The organism is Borrelia nietonii YOR (assembly GCF_023035795.1).
GTDB lineage: Bacteria > Spirochaetota > Spirochaetia > Borreliales > Borreliaceae > Borrelia > Borrelia hermsii.
Genome location: NZ_CP073158.1, coordinates 67,323 through 93,075 on the forward strand (window position 1 = coordinate 67,323; position 25,753 = coordinate 93,075).

Annotated in this window: 25 protein-coding genes and 5 pseudogenes; 27 read left to right on the forward strand and 3 right to left on the reverse strand. The window is 29.8% G+C overall.

The features are described from left to right. Window positions 1-7: 7 nt before the first annotated feature. From bhYOR_RS07980 to bhYOR_RS08005, 6 genes are all read left to right on the forward strand, one after another. On the forward strand, window positions 8-610 hold the full coding sequence (locus bhYOR_RS07980) for a DUF735 family protein (protein WP_025434158.1): 603 nt from the start codon (window positions 8-10) through the stop codon (window positions 608-610). A gap of 11 nt (window positions 611-621) precedes the next feature. After that, window positions 622-1,449, forward strand: a complete 828-nt coding sequence (locus tag bhYOR_RS07985; protein WP_247088701.1) for a DUF685 domain-containing protein — start codon at window positions 622-624, stop codon at window positions 1,447-1,449. Window positions 1,450-1,519: 70 nt separating this feature from the next. Continuing rightward, window positions 1,520-1,717 carry a BlyA family holin gene (locus tag bhYOR_RS07990; RefSeq protein ID WP_025434156.1) on the forward strand — a complete coding sequence of 66 codons (198 nt, stop codon included), beginning with the start codon at window positions 1,520-1,522 and terminating at the stop codon, window positions 1,715-1,717. Next, window positions 1,714-2,034 carry a BlyB family putative holin accessory protein gene (locus bhYOR_RS07995; RefSeq protein WP_247088703.1) on the forward strand — a complete coding sequence of 107 codons (321 nt, stop codon included), beginning with the start codon at window positions 1,714-1,716 and terminating at the stop codon, window positions 2,032-2,034. The genes bhYOR_RS07990 and bhYOR_RS07995 overlap by 4 nt, the downstream gene beginning before the upstream one ends. Further along, a complete protein-coding gene (locus bhYOR_RS08000; RefSeq protein ID WP_247088705.1) occupies window positions 2,031-2,366 on the forward strand; it encodes a BlyB family putative holin accessory protein in 336 nt (111 codons plus the stop codon). The genes bhYOR_RS07995 and bhYOR_RS08000 overlap by 4 nt, the downstream gene beginning before the upstream one ends. Window position 2,367: 1 nt before the next feature. After that, window positions 2,368-2,721: a BBA14 family lipoprotein gene (locus bhYOR_RS08005; RefSeq protein WP_247088707.1), complete on the forward strand. Its 354-nt coding sequence runs from the start codon at window positions 2,368-2,370 to the stop codon at window positions 2,719-2,721. Window positions 2,722-2,767: 46 nt separating this feature from the next. Here bhYOR_RS08005 and bhYOR_RS08010 read toward each other — a convergent pair whose 3' ends face one another. Next, window positions 2,768-4,000 carry a recombinase RecT gene (locus bhYOR_RS08010; protein WP_025434308.1) on the reverse strand — a complete coding sequence of 411 codons (1,233 nt, stop codon included), beginning with the start codon at window positions 3,998-4,000 and terminating at the stop codon, window positions 2,768-2,770. Between the two features lie 234 nt (window positions 4,001-4,234). Between bhYOR_RS08010 and bhYOR_RS08015 the strand changes: the two genes are divergently transcribed. From bhYOR_RS08015 to bhYOR_RS08060, 10 genes are all read left to right on the forward strand, one after another. Then, window positions 4,235-5,359 (forward strand): plasmid maintenance protein, encoded by a 1,125-nt coding sequence (locus bhYOR_RS08015; protein ID WP_247088709.1) that lies wholly within the window; start codon window positions 4,235-4,237, stop codon window positions 5,357-5,359. Between the two features lie 9 nt (window positions 5,360-5,368). Continuing rightward, a complete protein-coding gene (locus bhYOR_RS08020) occupies window positions 5,369-5,929 on the forward strand; it encodes a DUF226 domain-containing protein (RefSeq protein WP_025400191.1) in 561 nt (186 codons plus the stop codon). Beyond that, complete coding sequence (locus bhYOR_RS08025) at window positions 5,905-6,684, forward strand: ParA family protein (protein ID WP_025400190.1); 780 nt, start codon at window positions 5,905-5,907, stop codon at window positions 6,682-6,684. Before bhYOR_RS08020 ends, bhYOR_RS08025 begins: the two co-directional genes overlap by 25 nt. 54 nt (window positions 6,685-6,738) lie before the next feature. Then, window positions 6,739-7,317, forward strand: a complete 579-nt coding sequence (locus bhYOR_RS08030) for a chromosome replication/partitioning protein (protein ID WP_025400189.1) — start codon at window positions 6,739-6,741, stop codon at window positions 7,315-7,317. A gap of 393 nt (window positions 7,318-7,710) precedes the next feature. Continuing rightward, a complete protein-coding gene (locus bhYOR_RS08035) occupies window positions 7,711-9,078 on the forward strand; it encodes a DUF244 domain-containing protein (RefSeq protein WP_247088710.1) in 1,368 nt (455 codons plus the stop codon). Between the two features lie 26 nt (window positions 9,079-9,104). Continuing rightward, on the forward strand, window positions 9,105-9,299 hold the full coding sequence (locus bhYOR_RS08040; protein WP_025434177.1) for a hypothetical protein: 195 nt from the start codon (window positions 9,105-9,107) through the stop codon (window positions 9,297-9,299). Beyond that, complete coding sequence (locus bhYOR_RS08045; RefSeq protein ID WP_247088669.1) at window positions 9,292-9,687, forward strand: single-stranded DNA-binding protein; 396 nt, start codon at window positions 9,292-9,294, stop codon at window positions 9,685-9,687. The genes bhYOR_RS08040 and bhYOR_RS08045 overlap by 8 nt, the downstream gene beginning before the upstream one ends. Window positions 9,688-9,736: 49 nt before the next feature. Beyond that, window positions 9,737-10,090: a hypothetical protein gene (locus bhYOR_RS08050; RefSeq protein ID WP_025434178.1), complete on the forward strand. Its 354-nt coding sequence runs from the start codon at window positions 9,737-9,739 to the stop codon at window positions 10,088-10,090. Window positions 10,091-10,113: 23 nt separating this feature from the next. Further along, window positions 10,114-10,530, forward strand: coding sequence for a DUF261 domain-containing protein (locus bhYOR_RS08055; protein ID WP_247088284.1), 417 nt, complete (start codon window positions 10,114-10,116; stop codon window positions 10,528-10,530). Then, window positions 10,527-11,345, forward strand: a complete 819-nt coding sequence (locus bhYOR_RS08060; protein ID WP_247088712.1) for a DNA adenine methylase — start codon at window positions 10,527-10,529, stop codon at window positions 11,343-11,345. Before bhYOR_RS08055 ends, bhYOR_RS08060 begins: the two co-directional genes overlap by 4 nt. Window positions 11,346-11,628: 283 nt before the next feature. On the opposite strand, the gene bhYOR_RS08065 is transcribed toward bhYOR_RS08060, so the two are convergent. Together bhYOR_RS08065 and bhYOR_RS08070 are read right to left on the reverse strand one after the other, a co-directional pair. Further along, window positions 11,629-12,396 carry a tyrosine-type recombinase/integrase gene (locus bhYOR_RS08065; RefSeq protein WP_247088714.1) on the reverse strand — a complete coding sequence of 256 codons (768 nt, stop codon included), beginning with the start codon at window positions 12,394-12,396 and terminating at the stop codon, window positions 11,629-11,631. Window positions 12,397-12,902: 506 nt separating this feature from the next. After that, window positions 12,903-13,328, reverse strand: a complete 426-nt coding sequence (locus bhYOR_RS08070) for an Mlp family lipoprotein (RefSeq protein WP_025407243.1) — start codon at window positions 13,326-13,328, stop codon at window positions 12,903-12,905. A gap of 174 nt (window positions 13,329-13,502) precedes the next feature. Between bhYOR_RS08070 and bhYOR_RS08075 the strand changes: the two genes are divergently transcribed. From bhYOR_RS08075 to bhYOR_RS08125, 11 genes and pseudogenes are all read left to right on the forward strand, one after another. Then, window positions 13,503-14,063, forward strand: a complete 561-nt coding sequence (locus bhYOR_RS08075; RefSeq protein WP_247088716.1) for a DUF603 domain-containing protein — start codon at window positions 13,503-13,505, stop codon at window positions 14,061-14,063. Window positions 14,064-14,079: 16 nt separating this feature from the next. Continuing rightward, a pseudogene (locus bhYOR_RS08080) lies at window positions 14,080-15,430 on the forward strand (PBSX family phage terminase large subunit). Window positions 15,431-15,470: 40 nt separating this feature from the next. After that, window positions 15,471-16,166, forward strand: a complete 696-nt coding sequence (gene bdr, locus bhYOR_RS08085) for a Bdr family repetitive protein (protein WP_025434407.1) — start codon at window positions 15,471-15,473, stop codon at window positions 16,164-16,166. A 219-nt stretch (window positions 16,167-16,385) separates the two neighbouring features. Then, entirely contained in the window at window positions 16,386-17,024 is a 639-nt protein-coding gene (locus bhYOR_RS08090; protein ID WP_407933144.1) for a Vsp/OspC family lipoprotein, read from the forward strand. 261 nt (window positions 17,025-17,285) lie between these two features. Further along, window positions 17,286-18,245 (forward strand): annotated as a pseudogene (locus bhYOR_RS08095) (variable large family protein); the annotation flags it as partial. Between the two features lie 120 nt (window positions 18,246-18,365). Further along, a pseudogene (locus bhYOR_RS08100) lies at window positions 18,366-19,459 on the forward strand (variable large family protein). A gap of 97 nt (window positions 19,460-19,556) precedes the next feature. Next, window positions 19,557-20,568 (forward strand): annotated as a pseudogene (locus bhYOR_RS08105) (variable large family protein); the annotation flags it as partial. A 76-nt stretch (window positions 20,569-20,644) separates the two neighbouring features. After that, window positions 20,645-21,244, forward strand: coding sequence for a Vsp/OspC family lipoprotein (locus bhYOR_RS08110; RefSeq protein ID WP_025434386.1), 600 nt, complete (start codon window positions 20,645-20,647; stop codon window positions 21,242-21,244). Window positions 21,245-21,495: 251 nt separating this feature from the next. Further along, window positions 21,496-22,501, forward strand: a pseudogene (locus tag bhYOR_RS08115) (variable large family protein); the annotation flags it as partial. A 377-nt stretch (window positions 22,502-22,878) separates the two neighbouring features. Continuing rightward, window positions 22,879-23,751, forward strand: a complete 873-nt coding sequence (locus bhYOR_RS08120; RefSeq protein ID WP_025400456.1) for a P12 family lipoprotein — start codon at window positions 22,879-22,881, stop codon at window positions 23,749-23,751. A 928-nt stretch (window positions 23,752-24,679) separates the two neighbouring features. After that, complete coding sequence (locus bhYOR_RS08125) at window positions 24,680-25,564, forward strand: hypothetical protein (protein ID WP_247088718.1); 885 nt, start codon at window positions 24,680-24,682, stop codon at window positions 25,562-25,564. Window positions 25,565-25,753 lie beyond the last annotated feature (189 nt).

A 25,753-nucleotide genomic window follows, 5' to 3' on the forward strand; every position in this document is an offset into this window, starting at 1 on the left:
ATTAAAAATGCAAATACCCATCCATCTTCAAGATACTGGGGTTGAAAAGTTCATACAAAATGAATTAGAGTATGCAAATACAATGTATTTAGAACTAAAAAGTCTAAATTCTAATTTCACAAGTATTACTGCTACACGCCACTGCTCATCACGTTTTATTGCCATTTGGTTATCCAATCTATTTAGAATCTTTTACTCTGAAAGCCAACCACTCGAATCACTTGTAGCAAACATTGATAGTGTACTTTTTGCTTTACGTCATATTGGCACTGATGAATCATTTATAAGACTTTTTAAGGCCTTCTTAAATGTCGATATTGAAGTTACTACCCCACAAGCTGGTGTAATTAACATAAAATTATTAAACAGGATAAAAACTAACTTTATTTCCTTTATCTCTCCTAGCACCGTTAAAGGGCATAAACCAAAACGTATTCGATTACATCAAACAAAAAAAGGATTTAAAACGGCATATAAATTTTTAACATTCAATTTCCTTCCTAAAGGATATTCACACTCAATTTATGCATTTATAAAAAATCTCATTCCTATAGGACGTGTCTTAAAAATTACAAATAATGAAAACATAGAAATTATTACTTTTAATTAAGGAGAACATTAATGTCAAGTGAAGAGAAACTCTTAATTGATGAAGAAGAATTTATCCAAATCAACAACCTAAACAGAGTTGGTGATATTCAAAAAACTGATTTAATGCTACTTGATGATGGAGGTTCTAATTGCAATGCAATTACATATGAAAATTTTCTTAAAAAAACTAAAGACAAAATCTTCAAAAATGAGGGACTTGAGTATTTCAAAGAAGTCATTAAAGACACAATTGCTACTGAACTATTAGCAAATGAAAACTTTATAAATCAAGCTTATAATAAAGTGCTTGAAAAATTACTCAACAATGCCAATAACGGTGTTTATAATATTTCTGATAAAGTAAGAGACAGAATTATAGGAAATATATCATCAACTACATTAACTAAAAATGATAAGTTTGTAATTATGAATTATAGTACGCTACAAAAATCCCCAGTACCTGAATATTTAACAGGAATTCCTTCTGGGTTTACTACAACAAAAAGCAGAACTACAAGTTCATATATTTACCCATCTTATTTTAAAAATCAAGCTTACGTATTAGACATGACATCAGAATATTCAAGTCAAGAAGTTGAACTCTTATTTTATACATCTGATGATGATAACCCTATTTATTTAGACATTACTGTTGATCTCACAATCAATGCGTCTGGTACTAAATATGCAAAAAAAGTAGTACTTAAATACACTGATGGCTCACAAAAGTCAATAGCATATTATTACGGTGCTATGAATGCTTATGTAGATATTTTATGTCCAGTACTTAGAGGATGGTACATTCAAAAACGTGGATATATAAATGGTAATCGTGTTCCGGTTTTAGTAAAGTTATAACTTTATATAGTTTTTGCTATTCTTTGCTATATAGTTGTAGCTTACCAATTATAAACTCGAGGTGATAAAGTTGAATGAATTAAGCATTAATAACATATTAGATTTTTTACTTCAACTAATTAACATCAATGAAGTGAAGTTAATCATTATTAGTATTTTTATATTAAGTCTGGGTTTGATTTTCAAACCAGTAATCAAAGATATGCTAAGTATCTTATTAAGTAAGATAAAAATACATGACAGAGACAAAGAAAAGGAGGATTTATGATACTTGATCATAATTCTTTAGATACTGCTTTAAATGCAATTGTAACATTATTTGATGCCCTATCTAATTTTGAAGATGGGTCGTTTAATGAAAATGCTCATAAAACATTCATGCTATTAAATGACATTTACACAGAATATCAAATTATCTATACACAAAATATGGAAAGGTTAGAGAATGCCTTAACTCCGCAAATAAGAGAAGCACTTGAACCTATCCAAACTAAAATCAAAAAATTCATAGAAAAGGTTAATAGCAATCCAGATAATATGCAATTACCATTAGAAATCTCATCAATTGAAAAGGAGGTCAAATGAAATTAAGTACTGCTAAATTAAGTGTTGATATCCTAAACAAATTTACAGAAATTATAAAAAATAACTACCAAGGTAAAAACACCGTAACCTACATTAATATTTTCACCAAAGTGGTTAATTATTTTTACTCACTATATGAGGCAAGTGTATATCAAATGGAACAAAAGGAAGCTATCAAACTACTCTCTGAAATTGAAGAAATACTAAGGCTCAACATCGAGATAATAGAAACTGCTGGGGATTATGATGATTATTCAAAATACATTTCCCAACTTAGAGCTAAACGTAATAAGCTCATAAGTACTTACATCAAAATGTTAAAGGAGGCCTAATTTGAAAAAACTAGTAAATTTAACTTTCTTAACGCTTATCTTCTCATGTACATCTATTGCTTCTCTAACGGAAGAACCAATACCCCCTAAAACCCAAACCCTCACAGAATTAAGTACTCATGAAGCTAAGCTAGCTGATTATGTTATGTACTTGCAAGTATTCTTAACACGTACAAAAAAGAAAGTTAATAACCCAAAGTATCCTAAGTTTACTTATTTTGATTCTTCTACACTCAAGTCTGAACAGACAATCCAGGATTTAATGTTTAACATCAACATTTTCAAAGCATACATCAAGATAACTAAACCTATTGCTGAAGCGGTTTACAAAAAATATTCAAAACTAAAAAATTAATATTATTTAAAGCCCCTAATGGGGCTTATTTGCTTTAAATTATCATCTATGTATCAAATAAATATCTTAATTCTTCTTCTCTTGACAAGAATCCAAATAATCTGAGTGGACTATCCTCATATTTAGGCTGCATAAGCGCTATAAATGCCTCAAATTGATCTAACTTCCTCATAAGATGATTATTCTTAAATATATATTCTCTAATGAGTTCTATCCAATAGTTAACACTCCTTAAAGCTTTATTCATATTAAAATACTCTAAAAAGGAAGAATCATCCCCCTTCTTTATAGCACTTAAATATGCATTTATCTGCGATATACTCTCAAATGGTTTATCAACCAAATGCTTATGCATACCACGTGCTGCTATAAGAAGACTTTTATAGCAACTAAACTTAATTGAATTAGCTTTATTATCTTTATTTACTCCTACTGTATTAGTATTATTAGATTTCACAACTCTATTCACATCTACAGGTGGGGTTTCTACACCCTTAGATTGTTCCTCTGTTGTGTCTTGTCTAGTTCCTAAGGTATTTGCATCATTATCTTCCTCACTCTCAACTGATAGATTGGATGGTACATGCTTATTATCACTTTTGGTAACAGACTCATAATCAACAGGGTGCATCTCTTTAGTCACTATTTTCTCAGTTTCAGTATGCCCTATTTGTTGTACCTTATGAGCTTCATAAAGATTATCTGTATCTCCTAACTCTTCTCTTATATAGGGCATACTCTCAAGCCCCGCGCCTGGCAAAGTTCTGCATAGACAACTAACCGCACATTTCCTTAACATAAATACTGGTTTCTCTCTCCAAATAGGTGAGTTTTTGTAATACTCATTAAATAAAACAGAAAAACTATAAATATTACCATGCTCTGATTTGAAGTAAGCTGTACATTGCCAATCTTCTTGTACCATTTTATTACCTTTAGAATCAATTTTAATTGTCTTAACCATCTCTTCTTTAAATTCAAGGCTATATTTACTATACCCTGCCTCATATGCCCTTATAAGTAAGGTTTGATATGCTACCACAACTGCATATCTCCCATTAAATGGGATTATGTATGCTTCCTTCTTGAATGGATTTAGATTATTTACTTGTAGTAAAGTTAAGATTTCTCTCTCTGATTGAGTATCCATCCTTTTAAGTCCATGCATACTCTTATATGCTTCCCATACCTCATAAATATTACTTGAATTCATTTTTTCTGTTATTGTACTAATCGTATTTGATATCTCAGGTTTTGTCATATTCTTTGCATTTGTCATGATTAACTCCTTTTTTATATTTGTGATTCTATAAATAGAATAATATAACAAAAACTATCTTTTAACAAGATTTTTTAAATATTTGTTTTTGCTATACTATTTTTAATATTATTATTTTTGCTAAGTCTAAAAATAAAAATTATTTTTTACTAAGTTGCGATTTACTTATTACTAATAATTGAGTTACTATTACTAGTAATAAATAATCACAAATATAGAAAAGGAGTTTAAACAATGAGAAACCAACAAGCTAAAAAGCTTAAAATACATCAAAACAAATACCAACATAAATTAATCGTTTTAATATCAACATTAAACTACATGAACTTAAAGCTTAAAAAATACACTCAAAGCAACATACTTTATTACTTTAATAACAATATGAAAAGAAATGGTCAAAAGCTTGCTAAGCTTAAAACACTTCAAAACTATTTATACAAATTAGAAAAAGAATTTAAAGTAACAATTAATTATTACAGACATTTGGGTGTTAACATGGGAACTGAAATTTATTACGAACTTAAATACTCCAAAAAAGAATGTTACAGTATAATCAATAAACTCTTTAAAGAGAAAAAAGGAGGGAAATTTCAAACTCGCGTTAAAGCAGGTATTAAAAAGGCTTGCACTAAAAATGGGAGTGTAGAAAAATGGGAGTGTATATATAATATATATAATAATAAAAAAGAAGAAAAGAAAGACATAAAAGAAATAGAGAAACTGCAAGTAAAAAAGTACGCTAAGAAATGTAATTTTAAATCAAATACTTTCTTCTCTATTTTGAATTTAAAACTAGAAAAAGATGCTACAATTAAAGTGCTTAAGATACTTAAAAGAACAGAAAACTTCATTGAAAAAATTAAACACAAGAAAAAAAGCAACATTGAGCTAAAAGAAAACAAGCTTGCAAGTAAGCAAAAGGAATTAAGTAGAATACTGGATGAAACAAAAATTATCTTAAAAAATGAAGGCTATAATAGTAAACAGTTGGAAATCCAAATACAAAAGGTATATGAGCTATATAAAGATAAACCACACTTTATCATAGAGAACAATAAGTACAATGACTTAGAAAAGATAATAGGAAAGCTTAAAAAATCAGTTGAACGTGTTAAAGTAACCATAAAAGAAGATGAAAAAGAAATTAGGAATAACGTATTTAGCATACTTCTTGAGCAATTAAGACATAAAGTAGACACATCAGTTTTAATACCAATACTGAAAGAATATTTAAACAAGCAGAATAAATTGGAGTATAACAAGGTATTTAATAACCATTATTACTACGAAATTTTAGAATTGGTAGAAGAACAAAAAAGCTATTTAGAGAATACGGAGTTTAAACAAGTTGTTACTTGAGGATTTATTATGGATTGTGCATTGGAAAATGTAGAGAAGGAAAAAATAAAGTTAATACCAAAAGAAGAGAAACCTCTTTTTATCAAAATAGAGGAAGTTGAAGGTAGAAAGATATATCATACTAAAATCATGATGGATTTATACACATTCAAGACAAAAGACAATCGAAAACATAAATTTTTTATTGCATTCAGAGGATTATTTAATCAAAACAAGATAGAATATTTTCATTTATTTTCTATAAGAGAAGGAGACAAGTTTTTAGGTATTCGTTATGGATATAGAAAACCAATAAAAAATATTTTAACGAAGTATCAAGAAAATGGTATTACTAAGTCATATATTTTTTCAAAAGCATATTATATAGAGTTTAAATTTAAGAAAGGAAGTGTATTTTGCTATTTAAGAAGACTTGCTTATCTGCTTAGAAAAGATGTAACACATAAACAGTATTACAAAGCCTTAATTAACATGTTAATAGAATTGGAAAAACAAGTATATGAATTTTATGGGAAGAAATTATCAGAAGGGGGGCTTATAACGAAATGGATAGAAAAAAACCTAAAATAATAACACTTGCATCGATTAAGGGTGGTGTTGGGAAAAGTACAAGTGCTATCATACTTGCAACCTTATTAGCAAAGGAGTACAAAGTGCTCTTAATAGATATGGACACACAAGCATCGACCACTAGTTATTTTTATGAAAAAGTAACAACCCAAAGCATAGATTTAAGAAGAAAAAACATATGTGAGGTTATAAAAAATAATTTGGATATAATTGAATCAATTGTTTATATTAGCAATAATTTAGATTTAATACCTAGTTATTTAACATTACATACTCTTAATGGAGAATTCTATTGTAGGAATAGACATAGTTTTATTGAACTCAAGCTAAGTAGAGAGCTAAAAAAGTTGAAGACAAACTACGATTATATATTGATTGATACTAATCCAAGCTTAGATTTTACATTAACGTGTGCTCTATGTGCCACTGATTACTTAATAGTTCCAATGACATCTGAAAAATGGACACTTGAAAGTTATGATTTGTTAGAATTTTTTATTAGAGAATTGAAGAGATTAATACCAATTTTCTTTATTATAACTAGATTTAAAAAAAATAATACTCATAAAGAGTTGTTGGAACATTTACAGTCCAGAAAAGGATTTTTGGGGCTTGTAAATGAACGAGAAGATTTGAATAGAAAAATTGCAAGGAATGATACTTTTGATTTGACTAAAGATTATATAGAAGAATATAAAAAAATATTGGACTCTTTATTCATAAAAATAGATAAAAGTGATATTAAAAAGTTTTAGTTTTATTAAAAAATTCCACTACTGGAAACTTAAATAAGTTAAGGAGATTTGCAAATGCAAGAAGAAAAAGATAAGAAAATATCAATTCATCCAAGAAATTTGGATAATGAGAAAAGTTCTATTTTAATGGTGGATAATAGTATTTTAGATGAAGCAAAAGAAAGATTTAATCTTTTAAAGATTAAGTTAAAGGATAATATAAAAGAAGATATTTCCAATAAAATAGAAACTATGTATATTTTGCAAGAGATAAAAGAAAAGGAATATTATAAATTAGACGGCTATAAAAATTTTGCTGAATTTTCAAAAGTATACAACTTAGCAAAATCACAAGCATATAATTATTTAAAGATAGCATCTGCTATTCAAGATGGTATCTTAGAAGAAAAATTTTTGGTTGAGAATGGGTTTAATCAAACATTAAACTTTATTAAAACCAAAGAAAGTAAAACAATTAAGAAATCAAGGCAAAATCCAGTAAAACCATTAAGATTTCAACTTAAAAGTCAAGAAGCCTATGATTTTTACAAGCGAAGTTCAAAGTTTACTAGTTTTATTTTAGAAGATATGTTTCTCAATGATAAAAAGTTTTTAGAGGATAAACTTTTAAAATATAAAAATACCAAAATATAAAAAATATGGATTAAATGTATTCTTGTCTTATCTGTAATTAAATAATTCGAAAAGGAGTAATTGTTAGGATATTGATAGTACATTGAATAAATAATTGGTATTTGTCATCATAGAATTGATATTCTTTAGAAAGTGATGTATCTTATTATTAAGTATTGTCGTTTAGACTCTGCTTATATTTGTGAACGATATTGGAGCCATTAGAGCTTAGTTAAGGATTTTATTAAGAGTGTTTAGCTAAACTCTAATTTTTTTTGTTCTTTTTTGTTTTTTAACTAATAAGCAAGCAATATATTAATATTACATGTATTTTTTTTATCAAAAATTTTTGATAAAAATGGTTTTTGTTATATTATTATATTTATAAAATCACAAATGTAATAAGGAGTTTATATGACAAATCAAAAAAGAAAAATAACAAAAACAAAAGAGAAAATAGTAGAGGTAGGGATGAAGCAGCCAAGTTTGTATGATCAAAAAATGTTTGAAGGATTTGATTCATTTGCACATCAAAGTCAAGACCAGATTAATAAGGGACAAAAAAGTGTAAGTAAAATCAGCAGAATAGGACGCAAGCTATCAAGAATTGGCAAAAATGAATGTTTCAAGTTTAATAGCAAAGTTGATTTTGGTATTCAAAGGAATTCATTAAAGCGTATAGGAGCAAGTGAAGTTGGGAGTATGTTTATTGGAGCTGAGAGTGTTTCAAAATTAATGCTTGATAGGGTCTTGAAATTATTAGGAAAAGAGATTTCATTAGAAGAGAACTTAAGCATGAGGAAAGGAAAGCTACTTGAGAATTTAGGGTTTGATGAATTTGTACGTATGCATTCTGATGAGATTGCTGTTTTACATAAGAATAAATATGCAAATGGGATAGATAAATATAATTACTTCAAGAAGTTTAAGGACAGTGACAATTTGGTTGGTTCAACAATTGATGGTTGGTTTGAAAACCAAGAAGGGGAAGCAGAGCTTTTAGAAATTAAATGCAGTGATAATATTTATTTAAAGAGTGCTGTAATTGAATACAATAAGAATGGTAATTTTTTAGAAAACAAATACTTTTTCAAGTATTATGTTCAAGTGCAAATACAACTTTTATGTACAGGTTTAAGTAAGGGGAATCTGTTTTTTCTAATAGGTAATGAAGCTATTAATTGTGTAATTGAGAGGAATGATAAGTTTATTAATGAAGTAATGTTTGATGTTTCAACAATGGAAGCGGAAGTAAGTAGTATTTCTGAAGCTTTAAGAGCAAAGTATGATATTGAGAATATAGATTTAGATAGTTTAAGTGAACTAATTCAAGAAGGGATTGAGAGTAGTGAGGTATACAAATATTTTTCAGAATCAGAGTATAAAGATAACTTTCTAGAATTTGTAAGATGTACTGACCTGGAGATTGATGAAGAGAAGGATAATCTGTTGAAAGGATATCTTAGTGAAATTAGTACTTTGCAAACAGAGATAGAAGAAGCAGAAGAGATAGCTAAGAGTAGACATACACAAGAGCTATATAAGGCAACAAAACCCATGAAAGATAAACTTAAATCCCGAATAGATGAAATATTTGCAGAATTTTCATTAATGGAACATGTAAATTATAATTTTGAAGGTATTCTATTTTCTTTAGATACAACCAAGCGAGCTATTAAAGATAGATTTAAGTCTTTAAGTGGCAATATCAGTTTTCTTGCTAGTAGTTTAGATTCAGTGCAGCAATGGTCTGATATTGAAACTTCCATTGTAAGTGCTTAAGGTTGGAGGTTATGAGGATTAGCTTTATGGTAGTACTTTTACTAATTACTTATCAGGTTGTGAAGTTTTTATGTAAATTTAGCAAAAGAACTTTAGAAAAAATAATTTATGATTATTACTCAAGACAAGAATTTTTAGAGGATATGAGAAGACTTGATCATGATTTAAGACTCATGGAAATGATGAGTAGATTAAGGGATAAGGAGAGCTCTCATGTCTGATATTAATTCAGTAGTATTATCAGGACGTCTGACTAGAGACAGTGAAATTACTTACGTTAACAACAGCATTCCTATTTTGAAGTTTGGTTTAGCTAATAATAGGAGAATCAAAAGGAATAATGAATGGATAGATTATGCTCAATTTTTTGATTGTGTACTTTTTGGAAGTAGAGCAGAAAAACTAATAGCATTTCTTTTAAAGGGGAAACAAGTTGTAGTTAATGGGTCTTTAAGGTATGAGAGTTGGGATGACAAGCGAACTGGTGATAAGAGAAGCAAGAGCAGCATTTTAGTGGATGAGATTCAAATACTAAGCCCATTGCCTGCTTTAAGAGCACCTAATAAGGTTGATTCTGATGAAGGGTTTCATGAGGATATCCCTTTTTAGGAATGATATATTGCAATCAAAAATAATTGTAAGCTAAGGAGTTTTGAGTATGATCTATGCAAAAATTGAACTTGTAGAGAAGATGATGGACCAAAGAGATGAATTTGAAGAAGTTTTATTTAGTAAGGTAGTTGAGAAGGGAGCGGTAGTGCTTGTAAAACCTTACGATGAGGAATTTACTTGTTCATTAGCGAGGCATTATCTTGATATTTTTTTAAGGTTTTGCCTAAGGATTCCACATATTAAAGCTATATGTGGAATAACTAAGATTAAGGAAAAAAGTCTTTCTGTAAATAAGCATTTCAGGTCTTCTATGTTTGTGGACCTTATGTTAATTTTTTTTGAAGATTTATCGCTGTTTGAAGTTGAATTTCAAAGTATTAAATTTGATAGTAGAGGTTAAAGATTAAAGGTTAGAGGTTAAAGATGAAAATAACGCAAAATAATCCAAAGTTAATTTTAGAAATACGTCAGTGGGGATGTTACTTTTTATGTCTGCATTATTACATAGAACGATTTAAAAAATTGCAGTTTAGTATTAATGATATTAACAATAATTATCATAAATTTGTTGGTTTAGGATACATTAAAAGTAATTGTTATATTGTAAATCCATGCAGTATACTCCAAAGTTTTGGGATTAAGACAAGTGTGCGTTGGATAAGTCATTCTTACAGATGCACAAATAATGAATTTGAAATAAGTGAAGTTAAAATCAAAGGTGTATCAGGCTATCATTTTATAGCAACTAACGATACCAGTGTTCTTTATGATTCACTTACGCTTAAGGAAAGAGGAGTTGAATATCAAATTACATCAAGGAGAGTGTTTAGGAAACATTGAAACTGCTAGCTAGAGAGGGAAGTAAGTATCGTTATAGTAAGGTTATTATAAGTCTTTTTCCTAAGCATACTTCATATGTTGAAGGATTTTTTGGAACAGGAGCAATCTTTTTTGCAAAACCATTAGCTTGTTACAATATACTCAATGATAATTCTCAGTTTATTTATAAGTTTTTTTATTATTTGCGACGAAATCCTGATTCACTTTATAAGAAGGTAAGAGACGCAATTATTTATGACAGAATTATAAATGAAAATCAAGACAAAATAGAATATATGGTTTTAAGAAGTTTGTATTCTATTTATGCTTCCTGTAATTCAACTATGAGGTTAGATAGAAGTAATTCTAAGAGATTATTTTTGGGTATGCTTAAGACTTATAAGTCTAGAGTAAAAGAGATGCTTGATTATGCAATATTTACTTCGCGTGATATCTTTGATTTTCTGGGTGCTTTGCCGAAAAGAGATAAGATCGCTTCAACATTTGTATATCTTGATCCACCATATTCAATTTCACGTGGAAGTCTTGCTGATAATCGGGGGTGGGGTTTAGATTCTCTTGAGAGGCTCATTGTAGAGATGAAGAGATATAATTGGCAATTTGCAATAAGTGAATTTGATGATTTAAGGGTTTTAGAACTTTTCTTGAAATATAATCTTAATGTTAATTATATAGCTCGTTCAACTGGAATAGCTAATACTTTTGGGCATACTAAACATGAAATACTTGCAACTTCATATAGAACCAGTAAATCAAGTATGACTTGTAAAAATACTCGTTATATTCAACTTGAAATGTTTAAAGAGAAAGCGTGAATTTGTATTCTTAATTTGTGTATAAAAAAAGACTCTACTTCTCTGAATCTTTTAGAGTCTTTTTTTATTTTAAAAATGAAATATTGGTTTAAACTTTCAGGATTTATATGTATTATACACTAAATAATTGCCAAAAACTAGAGCTTAGCAAATAATTTATTGTTAAAAAAAATACCTAAGGATTGGTTCTTAGATATTTATATTTGTACATATTTATATGCGGTAAATGAGTTTTGATAATAACTTTAGTAGAAGTATATAATAAATTAGCAAAAATTGTAAGTTATTTCAAGCTAGTTTTGATATCTTTGTAAGCATTAATTTTACTTGCAGGGGAGAGTCCATAAACATTATCAATCTCAGTAGTAGATGAGTATTTCATAAGTTCTTTAATTTCAAATGAGTTGTATCCTTTAGATTTTAGTGAGGCAATAAATATATTTCTACATATATGTAAAGATTTACGATACCTAAATCCTGCTTTAAGAAGCAATGATTTAAATTGTTTTGAAATCTTAATTATGCTAATTCTATTGTCACGGAATTTGTGTTTACTCTTTTGAAAAAGATAAGTACGCCTTTTGTCTTTTCCTTTGCTTGCAAAATGTTCTTGATGTATTTGCATAATAGCATCAAATTCAGACTCACTAATAACTACTTCTCTTATGCAGATACTACTTCTCTTTTTTGCTACATTAACACGAAGAGAATAGAATACTTCACCATCACAGCTTGTCTCTTTTGATACATCAGATAGTCTTACATTTTGTATCTCAACACCTCTGCAACCAGTAATACTTAAGATATATACAAACCATCCTGAGATTGGGTTGATTTGTATAAGCTTTTTTATACATTTTTTTACTAGTTTGGTTGTTTTGTCATTTAGATAGAATCTTACAGGAGTGTTTTTTGATTGTTTTGAAGCTTTATTTTTACTCTTAAGTGTACTTTTAAGTTGTGACAATTCTTCATTGAGGCATTCATTTTGCTTTATTAGTTCATTAATAAAGTTAAGATTACTGTTAGTTAAGAGTTCCTTTTCATGCATTTTATTGTTAACTAAAGATTTTAAAAATATTTAAAATTAGTTACAAAAATGTTAGCAAATACTTGTATTGTAAGTCAATTCTAACGTCGCTTCATTGTATATAAAATACCCCTTCTAAGGTACTTTATGTAAATAGAAAGGGTACTTTTTGATATGTTAGGTTAATATTTCTAGTATACTTTATCCTATCTTTAACAAATACTTGAAAATATCCTCTACATATACTCTATTTGTCTTTTTAGTGGATCTTCATTTTACAATGGTACGTATTGCTCTTTAAAATTTAACCTCTTTCTTTTTGTTAACCAATTGTTTACTTTTTATCTTCTTTTACCATTTTTGTAACCAGTTTAATTTATTCTTTTTCACGCTTTTTTGTCTAGAATTTTTGTTGCCTTTATCTTACTGCTTTGTTTTCTTTATCTTTGTTTGTAGCTTTACTCTCTTAAATCTTCCTTTCTTAAATATTATTTCTTAATTTTTGTCTTTGATTATAAGCGGTTCATTTAACCACCTGCTTGACAACCACTGATTGCGTTTGCTTGAATTTCATCTAACTTATTATCGCTCATTGTGTCAAAGTATCCTTGTAAAACTTGTTTAAAAGTTTTCTTTTGTTCGTCATTACAATTTGCAAGTTGATTCTTTATATGCTCAAGTGCAGCTTTTATCTTTCCTTCATCTAGATTTAGAAGTTGATTAAACTTTTCCTTATCATTTAAAGCATCTTTTAAGAAATCTAGATTTGATTTTTCGGTAGCATTTAACTTGTCTCTTAATGTTTCCTCAGGTGTTTTTTGAGTTGTTCCTGTATTTTCTGTTAACCCGTTTATTGTTTCATGATTAGCTTTCCTTTGTGTTGTTTCATCCCCATTACGACAATACAAGAATAATGCACTGAAAAGTATTAATAATATTATATGTTTATTCATAATATTCTCCTTTTTTAATCTTTAGATACAGTATAACCTATACTAGGGTTTTTTCTTGGATTCTATCTATATTATTTATAAGTCTTAATTGTTTTTGTAAAGTTGATTGTTTTGTTATAGAGTTTATATTGGTTTTTGTTAAGTTTTGTTAATTTAGACTAGGGTTAAAGAGATATGAGAAGAGCAAAGAAGTCATTTGATGATTATGTTGTGTATTTTAAAGAAGGCAGGCTTAATGACGCACAAATAGCAAAAGAGCTGGGAGTAAGTCGTGTTAATGTAGGAAAGATGAGACGCAAGTGGGAAGAGGTTAAGGATGACCATGAATACGTTAAAGAAACTGCTAAGCTTACTATTCATGAGGATACTCTAACTAATATTTTGCTTCATGCTTCACAAAGTACGGCCCAAGCGCGTGATCTTAAAAGTCAGTTCAGTATGGCCAGAAGCATGTTGGGAATTGAATTTATAAATTCATTTAGTCGTTATTTAGAGTTGGAACTTAAAGCCCATAATCACGAGATAGAAATATTAGAATCTAAGATTATAAGTTTTGATAATAAAATTAGGGATAATAATCTTTCGCATTCAGATGAAGAGAGTAAGAGGCTTGAAGAATTAAAACTTAAACTAGATGAACTTAAAAGGGAAAGAGAACTTAAGAAGATGTCACTTTATTATAAGACAATGCTTAAGCTTAAAGCTACTGATGTTGATGTGAGATCTAAATTTTAAATTTAAAGGTTAGGAAATGGATATATATAAACTACCTCTTTTTAAGGAAATGCAAAAAGAATACAAGCGTGAATTTGGTATTGATATAGCAGATTTAATTAAACTGAAAGCAACTGTTATTGATTTTAGAGGGTTTGAAAAGACATATTTAACTAAGAAACAATGTGAGGTTTTAAAATTAATTGAGAATAATAATCAAAGTAAAATTATCCTTTCAGGTGGCATTGCTAGTGGTAAAACATTCTTGGCTTGCTATTTATATCTAAAGATGCTCATTAAGAATAGACATTTTTATAAGCAGGATACCAATAATTTTATATTAGGTAATTCTCAAAAATCATTAGAGATTAATGTTTTAGGGCAGTTTGAAAAGATTGCTAGTATGCTTAAAGTGTCCTTTACGCCAAAGTTTTCTAATACATCATATTTTGAAATAGACTCCTTAAGAGTCAATCTATATGGGGGAGATAAGGCAAGTGACTTTGAAAGGTTTAGAGGAAGTAATTCCGCTCTTATTTACGTTAATGAAGCAACTACACTGCATAAAGAAACATTAATAGAATGTTTAAAGAGACTTAGAGTAGGTATGGAAACTATTATATTTGATACAAATCCAGACAGTCCAGAACATTTTTTTAAAACTGATTACATTGATAACAAGAAAACTTATGCTACATATAACTTTACAACATATGATAATGAACTAATATCAAAAGAATTTATTAAAACCCAAGAAGAGATTTACAGGGACATGCCAACATATAAGGCAAGGGTACTTTTGGGAGAATGGGTTGCCTCATACGATTCGATATTTACCAATATTAATCTTACAAGTAATCATGAATTTAAGGCACCAATAGCATATTTAGATCCTGCATACAGTATTGGAGGTGATAATACTGCCCTTTGTGTTTTAGAAAGAGTAGATCAAAAGTATTATGCATTTATATTTCAAGAGAAGTTACCAGTCAGTGATCCTAAGGTATTAAATACAATTAAAACTATTTTGACAAACCTTAATGTACATACATTATATGTTGAAGATAGGGATGATACTTTTGGGCATAGGAATGTGACTAAAACTTTTCTTGAACTTAGAGCAGGTATGAATCATGAGTTTAGAATTGCGCCAATTAAACCTATAAGTAATAAATTTACTAGAATTGTTACGTTAATAGGACCATTTGCAAGTTCTAACTTAAGTATTATGTACTATTCAAGCAAGTCAGCTATATCTGATATATAAGTACAAAGGAGATGGAAAGAGCGCTGATGATTCATTAGATAGCCTATCAGCAGCATATATGTTATTGACTTTGGGTATACGTTTTCTTAAAGCACATTTTACTAAAATAAGGTTCCTATAACATGTAAAATATTATATAATAATTAAATAAGGAGATTTTTATGGGACTTGCACAACCAGTAATTACTCAACAAATGGTTATAGCAGAACTTACTAAAGCTGGTATAAATAGAGATATCGCTATTGATTTATCTTACAGATACTATCGTAATGAACTGACTTATAAAGATATTGAATTCTTAAAAGAAAATTTTGATATTAAACTTGAAAAAGTTGAAGCTCTATTACAATCTGAGATTCAAAGGTTTGAGACAACTTTAAAATCCGATATTAGAGACTTGGATAACAAATTCGATACCAAATTCAATGAACTTGATAACAAAATAGATAATGTTGAGAATAACTTTAACCTTAAGCTTGAAAAAGTTGAATCACTCTTACAGGCTGAGATTAAATCTGTCAAGTCTGAACTTGATACCAAGATTAATACTGTTGAGAATAACCTTAATTCCAAAATAGATAATGTTGAGAATAATTTTAACATCAAGATTGACAACGTTAGAAGTGAACTAAAATCCGATATTAAAGACCTGGATAACAAATTCGATACCAAATTCAATGAACTTGATACTAATATTAATAATGTTAGCAATGAGGTTTCTCTTGTTAGAAAAGATATGGAAATTAATAAAATCAAGTTTGATAGTACATCAAGATTGCATAATTGGATGTTTGGTACCCTTATTACCCTTAATATAGGAATATTCTTAGCATTAATGTCATTATTAGTAAAGTAAATTTATTTAATTAGTCCTTATTTAATTGATCTTCTGTCAATTATTTTTTATCAAAATTATTTAATTTTTTGTTAGAGACAATTAATAGATTAGTTGTTATGTTGTGTTTAATTTCTGAAATGTTAAATTATCTGTGCTTTTAGTTTTTGTTTTTATGCTTATCAAAACTTGTTAACTATCTTGCCCTCCTGAGTTGAGTAAAGAAGGAGGCACGTAATAATGAAAAGAATTACTTTATGTGCATTATTAATGACTTTATTTTTACTCATGTCTTGTAATAATTCAGGGACTTCTCCTAAAGATGGGCAGGCAGCTAAGTCTGATGGAACAGTACTTGATTTGGCAAAAATAAGTAAAAAGATAAAAGATGCTAGTGATTTTGCAACAAGTGTTAAAGAAGTAGAGACCTTAGTTAAGTCAATAGATGAGCTTGCTAAAGCTATTGGAAAGAAAATTAAAAGTGATGGAGGGTTGGATACTGAAGCTAGTAAGAATGGGTCATTACTTGCAGGGGTACATAGTATAATATCAGCTGTAAAAACCAAATTGGGAGCATTAGAAAAGATAACCAGTATTGATGAGTCAATTAAAAAACAAGTTGCTGATTCTAAGAGTAAAGGAATTTTGTTTTTAGGTAAATTGAAAAGTAAAAAAACTGAACTTGGCAAAAAAGATGCTTCAGAAGATGATGCGAAAAAAGCTATAGATAGGAATAATGCTGATAAGTTTTTAGGGGCACAGGAACTGATTGAGCTTAATACAGCAATAGATACTTTGTTAACTTTTGCTGAAGCTGCAGTAACATCTGCAATGAAGGAGCTTACAACCCCTGCTAAGTCAGAGACCACTAAGCCTTAATTAAGAAATAAATTATTATAAGATTACTTTTTAATCAATCGTAATTATCTGATAAAATAAAGTCTATAAATAATAAGCTAGGAGTATGCTTCTCTTAGCTTATTTTGTTTCTTTATTCTATATTTATTTGCTTTACTACTTTATTATACTTTTTTAGATTACTTTAATTACTTTTATCTTTTAGACTTATATTTATGCCTTGATTTTATCTTATTTTAAAACTTAATAATAACTTAGATTGCTTATTTATAGGATCCTTAGAGTAAATTCTTAAAGTCGGTTATTAGTTTAAGTAATGACTTCTTAAATGTTTTCACTTCTTTTGCTGATATGCTTGGAGGGGTTTTAGGGTTTAATACTGAGACTAAGAAGTCTGATGTTGCAGCTTACTTTAAGACCGTTCATGATACTGTTTCATCTACTAAGAGGTCCCTTGAGAAAATTGTAGAGGACATGAAATCCGAAAATAATCCTAATGCAGATGCTACAGGTATTGCTGTAAAAGCTCTAATTACTAATACTCTTGATAAAATAATAGAAGGGGCAGACGATGCTGTAAAGGGTGCTGAAGGTGATGAATTACTTGGCAATATGGCTGCTGCTGATTCTGGTGGTGCCGTTGGGGAGGTTGATAAATTAGTTAAGGGAATTAAAAGCATTGTAGATGTAGTTCTTGAAGAAGGAAATCCTGATGCTGGTACTGATAAAAAAGCAGAAGATGGTTCTAGTGTAAGAGCTAATAATAGTGATGATGCAGGTAATTTATTTGGTAATGATAAGGCTGGTAATGCAGCTGCAAATGCGAAAAAAGCAGCAGCTGATGCTGCTAAAGCTGTTGGGGCTGTTACTGGGGCTGACATATTACAAGCTATTGCTAAAGGTTCTAGTGGTAAAGCCGCTACATTAGCTAAGAATAATACTGCTAATAATAATGTTGCTGCTGTTGCTGGTGCTAAAGATGCAATTGTAGCAGGGGCTATAGCATTGCGTGCAATGGCAAAGGGTGGTAAATTTGCTGGTAATAATGATGCTGCTGATGCTGTTGTTATAGTTAAAGATTCAGCTTTAAGTGCAGTAACTAAGGCATTGGGTACTCTTACAATAGCAATAAGAAAAACTATTGATGCGGGACTTAAAACTGTTAAAGATGCTATAAAATTTAATTCTACTGATACTCCTGTAATTACTGATAAACAAACTTCTGAAACTAAAGGTCAATAATCAGAATTAATAACAATATACATAACTAAATAAAGTCATTTGAGGAAAACTTTTCTCTCTTTATGAGATTCGTTTTCCTTTTGTTTTACCTACCCTCTGATTGTTCAGAGTTTCAATAGTATGAAGAATTTTTTAAAAGTCACAAATAAAACCTTAATGAGTATTGTTATATTTGTAGTTTTCTATTTATGGGTTGTGGACAATAGGCTGTTGATGCTGCTAATGGTGGTGCAGCAGCTACAGGAGGGAGAAGTTTAAGTGCAGTGCTAATGGAGGTAGGTAGAAGTGCTGAGAATGCTTTTTATTCTTTTTTAGAGTTACTCTCAGATACATTAGGCTTTACTGCTAAATCAACTACAAAAAAAGAGGATGTAGGGGGTTATTTTAACAGCTTAGGTGATAAGCTTGGAAAAGCATCAGAAGAGTTAGAACAGATAGTAAAAAACTCAGAGACAGAGCTTGATAAAGGTGGTCTAAACAAGGGAATTAAGGATGCAGTTGATACTGCTAAGGCTACTTTAAGCAAATTAAAAGGCCATTTAGAATCTTTAGGACAAGTAGGCGATACTAATGTAATAGGTTATGCAAATAATGTTCAGGGTACAGGAACAGCGTCAGACGATGCTCAGTTAAAAGAAATGTTTAGGGCATTGAAAGGAATAGTGGAAATAGCAACAGATGTAGGTGTTAAAGCATTACAAGCAGGAGCTACAACATTGACAGTAAATGGAGTAGATAATAAGGATGGTGCTAAGATATTGGCTACAAGTGGTGGTAATCCATCAGCAACTGATGCAGGTAAAGCTGCAATAATATTAGCAGCAGTAAGTGGTGAGGAGATATTAGACTCAATAGTTAGATCAGGAGAAAGTGATGCAGCGTTAACAGCGAATGCAGATGAAAATACAACTTCATTGAAATTTGCTAAAGGAGGATCAGATGCTCACCTATCAAATAGTGCTAATCCAAAAGCAGCAGCTGTAGCAGGGGGGATAGCATTACGTTCATTGGTTAAGACAGGTAAACTAGGAGCTGGAGCAGCAGCTAATAATGCAGGAGGAGAGAAAGAAGTACAAGGCATAGGAGTAACTGCAGTAAATAAGCTGTTAGTAGCAGTGGAGGATATAATTAAAAAGACAGCAAAGAATGTGCTTAAAACAGCAAAAGAAAAAATGGATGAGGCAAGATCTCCAAAATCTACAGATCAGCAATAAACTAGATAGTTAGAATTAAATTATTAAGTAATTAGAGTAAAAGGCAATCTTAGAGATAAATCCAGGATGTCTTCTATATTGTTGTAATGAAAAATGAGAAGTTAAATTGGCTGCTGAATCTAAAAATTCTTTCTTAGATTCATTAGTGAAGATAGGACATGGGTTTCAAGAGATTTTTGGCATTTTTGGAAATGCAATAGAGGATGCATTAGGATTTAATACTGTTAAATCTGGTGACAAGAAAAGTAAAGTAGGTGAACACTTTAAGAAAATAGGAGATGAACTTACAACTACTAAGGATAAGTTAAACGAGCTATCAGGTGAAATATCTGAAGCAAAGAATGCTAATAGCAGCACAATTGAAGCTGTTAAGAGTGCAATTAACAGTGCTAGTGATGTCTTTGAACAACTAATTGCTGCTCTAATTAAACTTGCTGGGGTTGCTAAGGAAGCTGGTGATACTAATATTGGTGATAATGCTGATTGCTGTTCCTGGTGCTGCTGATAAGAATGGAGTTGAAGTTATTATTGCAGGAGTTAAAGAAATTATTGATGTAGCAGAGAAGTCTGATGTAAAGATTAAAGCTGGAAATGCAGGTAATCAGATAGCCGCTGCTAATGCTGATACTGATGCTATTGCTGTTCTTGGTGGTCATACTGCCAAGGCTTCTGCTGGAGCTGGTGATAAATTAGCAGTTGAAGTTGCTAAAGCAGATCCATGGGCTATGATTGATAAAATTAAAAATGCTAAGGCTACTGCTCCTGATAAACTTAACGGTGCCGATAATGAAGCTGGTGCACTAGCTGCTTCTAATGACAAGGCTGATGCTGCAGCTGGTGCTAAAACTAATGCAGACTTAGCAGCTGCTGTTGCTCTTAAGGCAATGACTAAAGGTGGTAAATTCAGTGCTAATGCTGCAGATACTGAAGCAGTTAAAGCAGCAGCAGTAAGTGCAGTAAATAAGGTATTAGGAGTACTTGATTTTATAATTAGGAAAACAGTAAGTAGCAATCTAGATAAGATAAGAGAATCTGTTAAGGGAATACAATATTCTGAAACTACTACTGAAGCTACTGAATCTGGCACTGCTCAACCAACTACTAAATAAATTATCTAATTAAATAATCTACTAAATAAAGTCATTTTAGGAAAACTCTTCTCTTCATGAGAATTGTTTTCCTAAAATGACTTTATTTTTACTTATGTCTTGTAATAATTCAGGGACTTCTCCTAAAGAAGGACAAGCGGCTAAGTCTGATGGAGCTGTTATTGATTTAGCTACAATAAGTTCGAAAATAAAAGAGGCTGTCGCTTTTGATAAGAGTGTTAAAGAAGTTCATACCTTAGTTAAGTCTATTGATGAGCTTGCTAAAGCTATTGGGAAAAAGATTGATGCTAATGGACTTGCTACCGAAAGTGCTCATAATGGATCCTTAATTGCAGGAGCATATAGTGTTGTAGAAGCTGTGGATACTAAATTAGGAACATTAGAGAAACAAGATGGCCTCTCAAGTGATTTGAAGGCAAAAGTTGGTAGTGCTAAGAAGGAAAGTACAGCATTTTTGACCAAAATAAAAGACCAGAATTCTGATCTTGGTAAAGAAGGTATTACTGATGTTCATGCAAAAAGTGCTATACTTGTAACAGATACTACTAAAGATAAAGGAGCTTCAGAGCTTATTAAACTTAATACAGCAATTGATGCATTGTTAACTGCTGCTGAAGCTGCAGTAACAGCTGCAATTAATGCGCTTATAACACCTGCTAAACCTTCTAACACCTAAGGCATAAACAAGTTAATTTATTATTATAAGATTACTTTTTAATCAATCGTAATTATCTGATAAAATAAAGTCTATAAATAATAAGCTAAGAGTATTCTTCTCTTAGCTTATTATGTTTCTTTATTCTCTATTTACTTGCTTTACTACTTTATTATACTTCTTTAAATTTCTTATGATTTCTTTTATTTTTTAGACTTACATTTATGCATTGATTTTACCTTTTTTTATCATTTAATAATAACTTCTATTTCTTATTTTTACTTCTTAGTTGTGGGAGTGGCAGTACTAAGACGGAAGATCCTAAAACCTTATTCTTAACTTCTATTGCTAATTTGGGGAAAGGTTTCTTAGATGTTTTTACTTCTCTTTCTGATATGGTTTCTGGTGCTTTTGGTATTAAGGCTGACACTAAGAAATCTGACATTGGTAAATATTTTACTGATATTGAGACAACTATGAACACAGTTAAGAAGAAGTTACAAGAGGAAGTTACTAAGAATGGGAATTACTCAAAACTTAAAACAGTTGTTGATAAGTTTATCACTAACACATTAGATAAGATTGCAGAAGGGGCTAAGACAGCAGCTAGTGGTGCTACTGGTGACGATAAGATTGGTGGTGCTCCCTACTGCTGGTCAGATTGCTGCACCGGCAGAAACAGTAAGTGTCAACGCACTTGTTAAGGGTATTGGACAAATAGTTAGAGTTGTTCTGAAAGACAATGAAGGTAGTGCAGAGGCTACTAAAACTAGTGGAGAGAAGAATAAAGTAGTTGGGAAGTTGCTTGGTGAGAAAACTAATGGAGGTGATTAGGCACAAGCAGCTGCTGCTAGTGCCTCTATTGGCGCAGTGACTGGGTCTGATATCCTAAAAGCTATTGCTAAGTCTGGGGAGGCTAAGGGTGAGCCTACTATTGAGCAATCAAAGAATGCTGCTGAGATTGCTATTGCCAAAAAAGAGGACAATAAAGATCTTAATGTAGTTAAGAAAGATGCAGTTATTGCTGCTGGCATAGCACTGCGAGCAATGGCTAAAGATGGTCAACTTGCTGCTAAGAATTAAGAGAAATCTGCTAATGCAGTTAATGGTGCAGCTGCGAATGCTGTTGGTAAGACTTTAAGTACTCTTATTATTGCTATTAGAAATACTGTTGATAGTGGTTTAAAGACAATTAGTGATGCTCTTGCTACAGTTACACAAGAAGATAAGTCTTTAGAAGCTACTACACCCGCAGATACAACAGCTAGTGGACAGTAACAATAAATAATTATTAATAAACATAACTAAATAAAGTCATTTTAGGAAAATTCTTCTCTTCATGAGAATTGTTTTCCTTTTTTGCATTTTAGTAGATTAAATATTTGTACTAAAGATAAGAGAGTAACTTTGATTCAGTCCTATGCTACTTAGGTGGAAGTAAGTATTATAAGATTAGTTTTGTTTGGTATGTAATTAATTTTTATTTTATTAAAATAATTTTAAATAGATTTTAATTATTGCAGAATAAAATAATTGAGATTTTATGAAATTTATTTTTGATATTTAAAATAAAAGGTGTATATTAGATTAAATAATTATTATATTTCAATATCGAGATTTAATATTTCAATAATCTAATATCCCAGGAGGGAGATATGAAGAGAAGTATTTTATCAGTATGTATATTAACATTATTATGTTTGTTATCATGTGATATCAATGCCTTTAATGATTTATTAAATGAAGTAAGGGGAAAAGTTTTAAATGAAAGCAAAGATAATAAAGATTTAAACCATAAACAAGAAAATCAGGAACAAAAAGAAGTTGTTATAGATGATTTAGAAGAAGAAGTAAAAATACAACAAGATATGGGAGTAAAACCTGTTAATGCGGGATTTGCAGTGTCTCAACAATTGTATCCATACTATCTTCAAGAAGAAATAGAGATAAAAGAAGAGGACCTAGCTCCAAGTACTGAGTACGAAAAAGACGCACAAGCAGAAATTGAAAATGTAAAAAGTGCTCTTAAAGATTCCAAATTTGATCAATTTATTGAGGATGCATTTAAACTCAAAAGTGAATATGAGCAATTAGAATCTAGTTTTTACGGTACACTCTCAGAACTTCAAAATAAAATAGGGAGTTATCCTAGAAAGGATAAGACAGAGAGGCAGAAACTGATTAAATTGCGCAATCAATTAAATGAGGAAAGGTCTCATGTTGATATGTTTAGGATTCGAGTTGATAGTGGACTTGACGAGAGAACATCTTCAAAATCCTTTTTTGAGAAATCCCAAGAGACTTTAAAAGAAGCTATTACTGAGAGATTAAGAAATCAACGTAGAAGTTACTGGTCAAAAAAAGTAGACAGTGATTTAGTAGCTAAAAAAGCACGAAGAGAAGCAGAGAATGCGTTAAGTCAATTAGAATCTTCTTCTATGAAGCTAATTGAAGCAATTGGAATAAAGAAAGATATAGAGAAAATCATTAAAGAAGCGAAATCTTATCTATCAAATCTTGCAAGATAAAGACGGAAAGATTTAAATGTTTTATAACATTAGTATTTGCAAGAAGAGTTCCTTTAATAAGGAACCCTTCTTGATTTTATTTAAATAAGTTTCTGAAAACTAATTACTTTTAAGATTTGACTGTGTATTTATTTCATATTTCCATTTTAAGGTTTTAAATAAGGATAAGGATTGTTGTTTTAAATTATTTTAAATTTTTGAGGGGGTAATTGCTTTTGAATACTGATCTTGAAAAAGATGATTTATTAAATAAGGAATATAAGGTTTTAGATAAAGGCTTTATCAAGCTTGTTGATTATATGGAGTAGTGGTGCAAGAATATTGAAGGCAGCGATAATTTCATATGAGAGTATTGTTAATGTGATGAGCTTATAGATTATTGAATGAGAAATGAACATACAAGTCTATTTGAACAAGTAGTGTTTATATTTTATGTTAAGGCCCCTATATTTATTGCAATTTATAGTTAATCAAGAGGGTAAATTATTTGTAAAGGCTACTGGGGTTGAAGAAATTTAAAATAAAGACTATAGGTAAAGGCAGTAGTAAAAAAGGTGATTTAAAGTAAAGGTTTTCTTGTGATTTAAAAGGTCAGACAATGAATATGTTTTCTTGGTTATATATGTATATAGTATATAAAATTATACTAATTGATATTAATCTATTTTTGATTATTTAGCAATTATTTAAGGGGTATAGTTGTTTGAACTGAGATCATAACCGAACAATATCAAGATAAAAAGAATAGTTTTAAATAAATAATAATAGTAGTGTAAAACATAGTAGTAGTACTACGTCTTTTTAAAGAGAGAATAAAAAAATAGAGAATTTTAATTAAAATAATTTGTATTTTAGACAAAGTGACATATAATATAAATTAATAATGATTATTAATTTATATTATAATTTAATATCCCAGGAGGGAGATATGAAGAGAAGTATTTTATCAGTATGTATGTTAACATTGTTATGTTTGTTATCATGTGATATAAATGCCCTTAATGAATTGCTGGACAAATCAAGAGAAAATTTTGTAGAAGAAAATAAAAAGTTAAAAGATTTAAAATCTATAAAAGGAAATCAAGAAATTAAAGAAGAGCAAGTAGATATTGTTGTAAAGAGTGAAGAGGGTGTAAAAATAAATCAAAAAAATTTACAAGAAAAAGGTATTGAGATAGAGCTTAAAGGGGAAAGACCTAAAGAGAGGGTGGGACAACAACAGTCTATATCCCAAGATAATAGGTTAACCGAAGAGGAAGAATCTTATCTTGTTAGTTACGATAATGAGGTTAATGAAATTAATAGCAAAGTTAGTAGTAAATTAGTAACTATTGAGGCAATGCATAGTGAGGTAAGTGCATCATTGTCAGAGATTGAGAGTATGCAAGCTAATATTATTAAAGCTAATTCTGATTTTGATAGGGCAAGAGGTTCTAATGGAAATGGTATTGATCAAAATGTGAAGATAAAATTACATCAAGCAATTGAGAAAGTTAGGATTAGTAGAAATATTGCAATGATGTGGTATAAGGAGCAATTTAATGTATTAAAAAATGCAAAAAGTTATGCTGAGCATGCAAAGAATTCTATTGAGTCTGCTTTAAGGCATTCAGCACAGATAAGGTCAAATGGTTATTATGGTATACATTATTATTATATATCAGATGCAAAAGGGAGTTTGGGTCATGCAGATGATATGTGTGCTAAAGTAGAATTAGAGATGGGTAAACTTAGGAATTCAATGAAACAGGTAGAGGAAGATTTTGATAATTTAAAGAGAGCACATGAAGCATTAGGTTTTGATAAAAAGTAATACATACCATGTTTTATGGTAAAGTAATATGTAATTAATAATTTTATTACTTTTTTAGAGTATGATATTTAAGTTAAATAGGGTTTAAATAATATTGAACTCTATTGTTGTGTTTTGTAATTTGCTTAATTTAGAGTTAACAGATATCAATTTTAGTAAATAAACATTATACTAATAACAATTTAATTA

Coding starts and splice junctions, on each gene's coding strand:
- bhYOR_RS07980 (WP_025434158.1), top strand. CDS start 8: ATGCAAATACCCATCCATCTTCAAGATACTGGGGTTGAAAAGTTCATA.
- bhYOR_RS07985 (WP_247088701.1), top strand. CDS start 622: ATGTCAAGTGAAGAGAAACTCTTAATTGATGAAGAAGAATTTATCCAA.
- bhYOR_RS07995 (WP_247088703.1), top strand. CDS start 1,714: ATGATACTTGATCATAATTCTTTAGATACTGCTTTAAATGCAATTGTA.
- bhYOR_RS08000 (WP_247088705.1), top strand. CDS start 2,031: ATGAAATTAAGTACTGCTAAATTAAGTGTTGATATCCTAAACAAATTT.
- bhYOR_RS08010 (WP_025434308.1), bottom strand. CDS start 4,000: ATGACAAATGCAAAGAATATGACAAAACCTGAGATATCAAATACGATT.
- bhYOR_RS08015 (WP_247088709.1), top strand. CDS start 4,235: ATGAGAAACCAACAAGCTAAAAAGCTTAAAATACATCAAAACAAATAC.
- bhYOR_RS08020 (WP_025400191.1), top strand. CDS start 5,369: ATGGATTGTGCATTGGAAAATGTAGAGAAGGAAAAAATAAAGTTAATA.
- bhYOR_RS08025 (WP_025400190.1), top strand. CDS start 5,905: ATGGATAGAAAAAAACCTAAAATAATAACACTTGCATCGATTAAGGGT.
- bhYOR_RS08030 (WP_025400189.1), top strand. CDS start 6,739: ATGCAAGAAGAAAAAGATAAGAAAATATCAATTCATCCAAGAAATTTG.
- bhYOR_RS08035 (WP_247088710.1), top strand. CDS start 7,711: ATGACAAATCAAAAAAGAAAAATAACAAAAACAAAAGAGAAAATAGTA.
- bhYOR_RS08040 (WP_025434177.1), top strand. CDS start 9,105: ATGGTAGTACTTTTACTAATTACTTATCAGGTTGTGAAGTTTTTATGT.
- bhYOR_RS08045 (WP_247088669.1), top strand. CDS start 9,292: ATGTCTGATATTAATTCAGTAGTATTATCAGGACGTCTGACTAGAGAC.
- bhYOR_RS08050 (WP_025434178.1), top strand. CDS start 9,737: ATGATCTATGCAAAAATTGAACTTGTAGAGAAGATGATGGACCAAAGA.
- bhYOR_RS08055 (WP_247088284.1), top strand. CDS start 10,114: ATGAAAATAACGCAAAATAATCCAAAGTTAATTTTAGAAATACGTCAG.
- bhYOR_RS08065 (WP_247088714.1), bottom strand. CDS start 12,396: ATGCATGAAAAGGAACTCTTAACTAACAGTAATCTTAACTTTATTAAT.
- bhYOR_RS08070 (WP_025407243.1), bottom strand. CDS start 13,328: ATGAATAAACATATAATATTATTAATACTTTTCAGTGCATTATTCTTG.
- bhYOR_RS08075 (WP_247088716.1), top strand. CDS start 13,503: ATGAGAAGAGCAAAGAAGTCATTTGATGATTATGTTGTGTATTTTAAA.
- bdr (WP_025434407.1), top strand. CDS start 15,471: ATGGGACTTGCACAACCAGTAATTACTCAACAAATGGTTATAGCAGAA.
- bhYOR_RS08090 (WP_407933144.1), top strand. CDS start 16,386: ATGAAAAGAATTACTTTATGTGCATTATTAATGACTTTATTTTTACTC.
- bhYOR_RS08110 (WP_025434386.1), top strand. CDS start 20,645: ATGACTTTATTTTTACTTATGTCTTGTAATAATTCAGGGACTTCTCCT.
- bhYOR_RS08120 (WP_025400456.1), top strand. CDS start 22,879: ATGAAGAGAAGTATTTTATCAGTATGTATATTAACATTATTATGTTTG.
- bhYOR_RS08125 (WP_247088718.1), top strand. CDS start 24,680: ATGAAGAGAAGTATTTTATCAGTATGTATGTTAACATTGTTATGTTTG.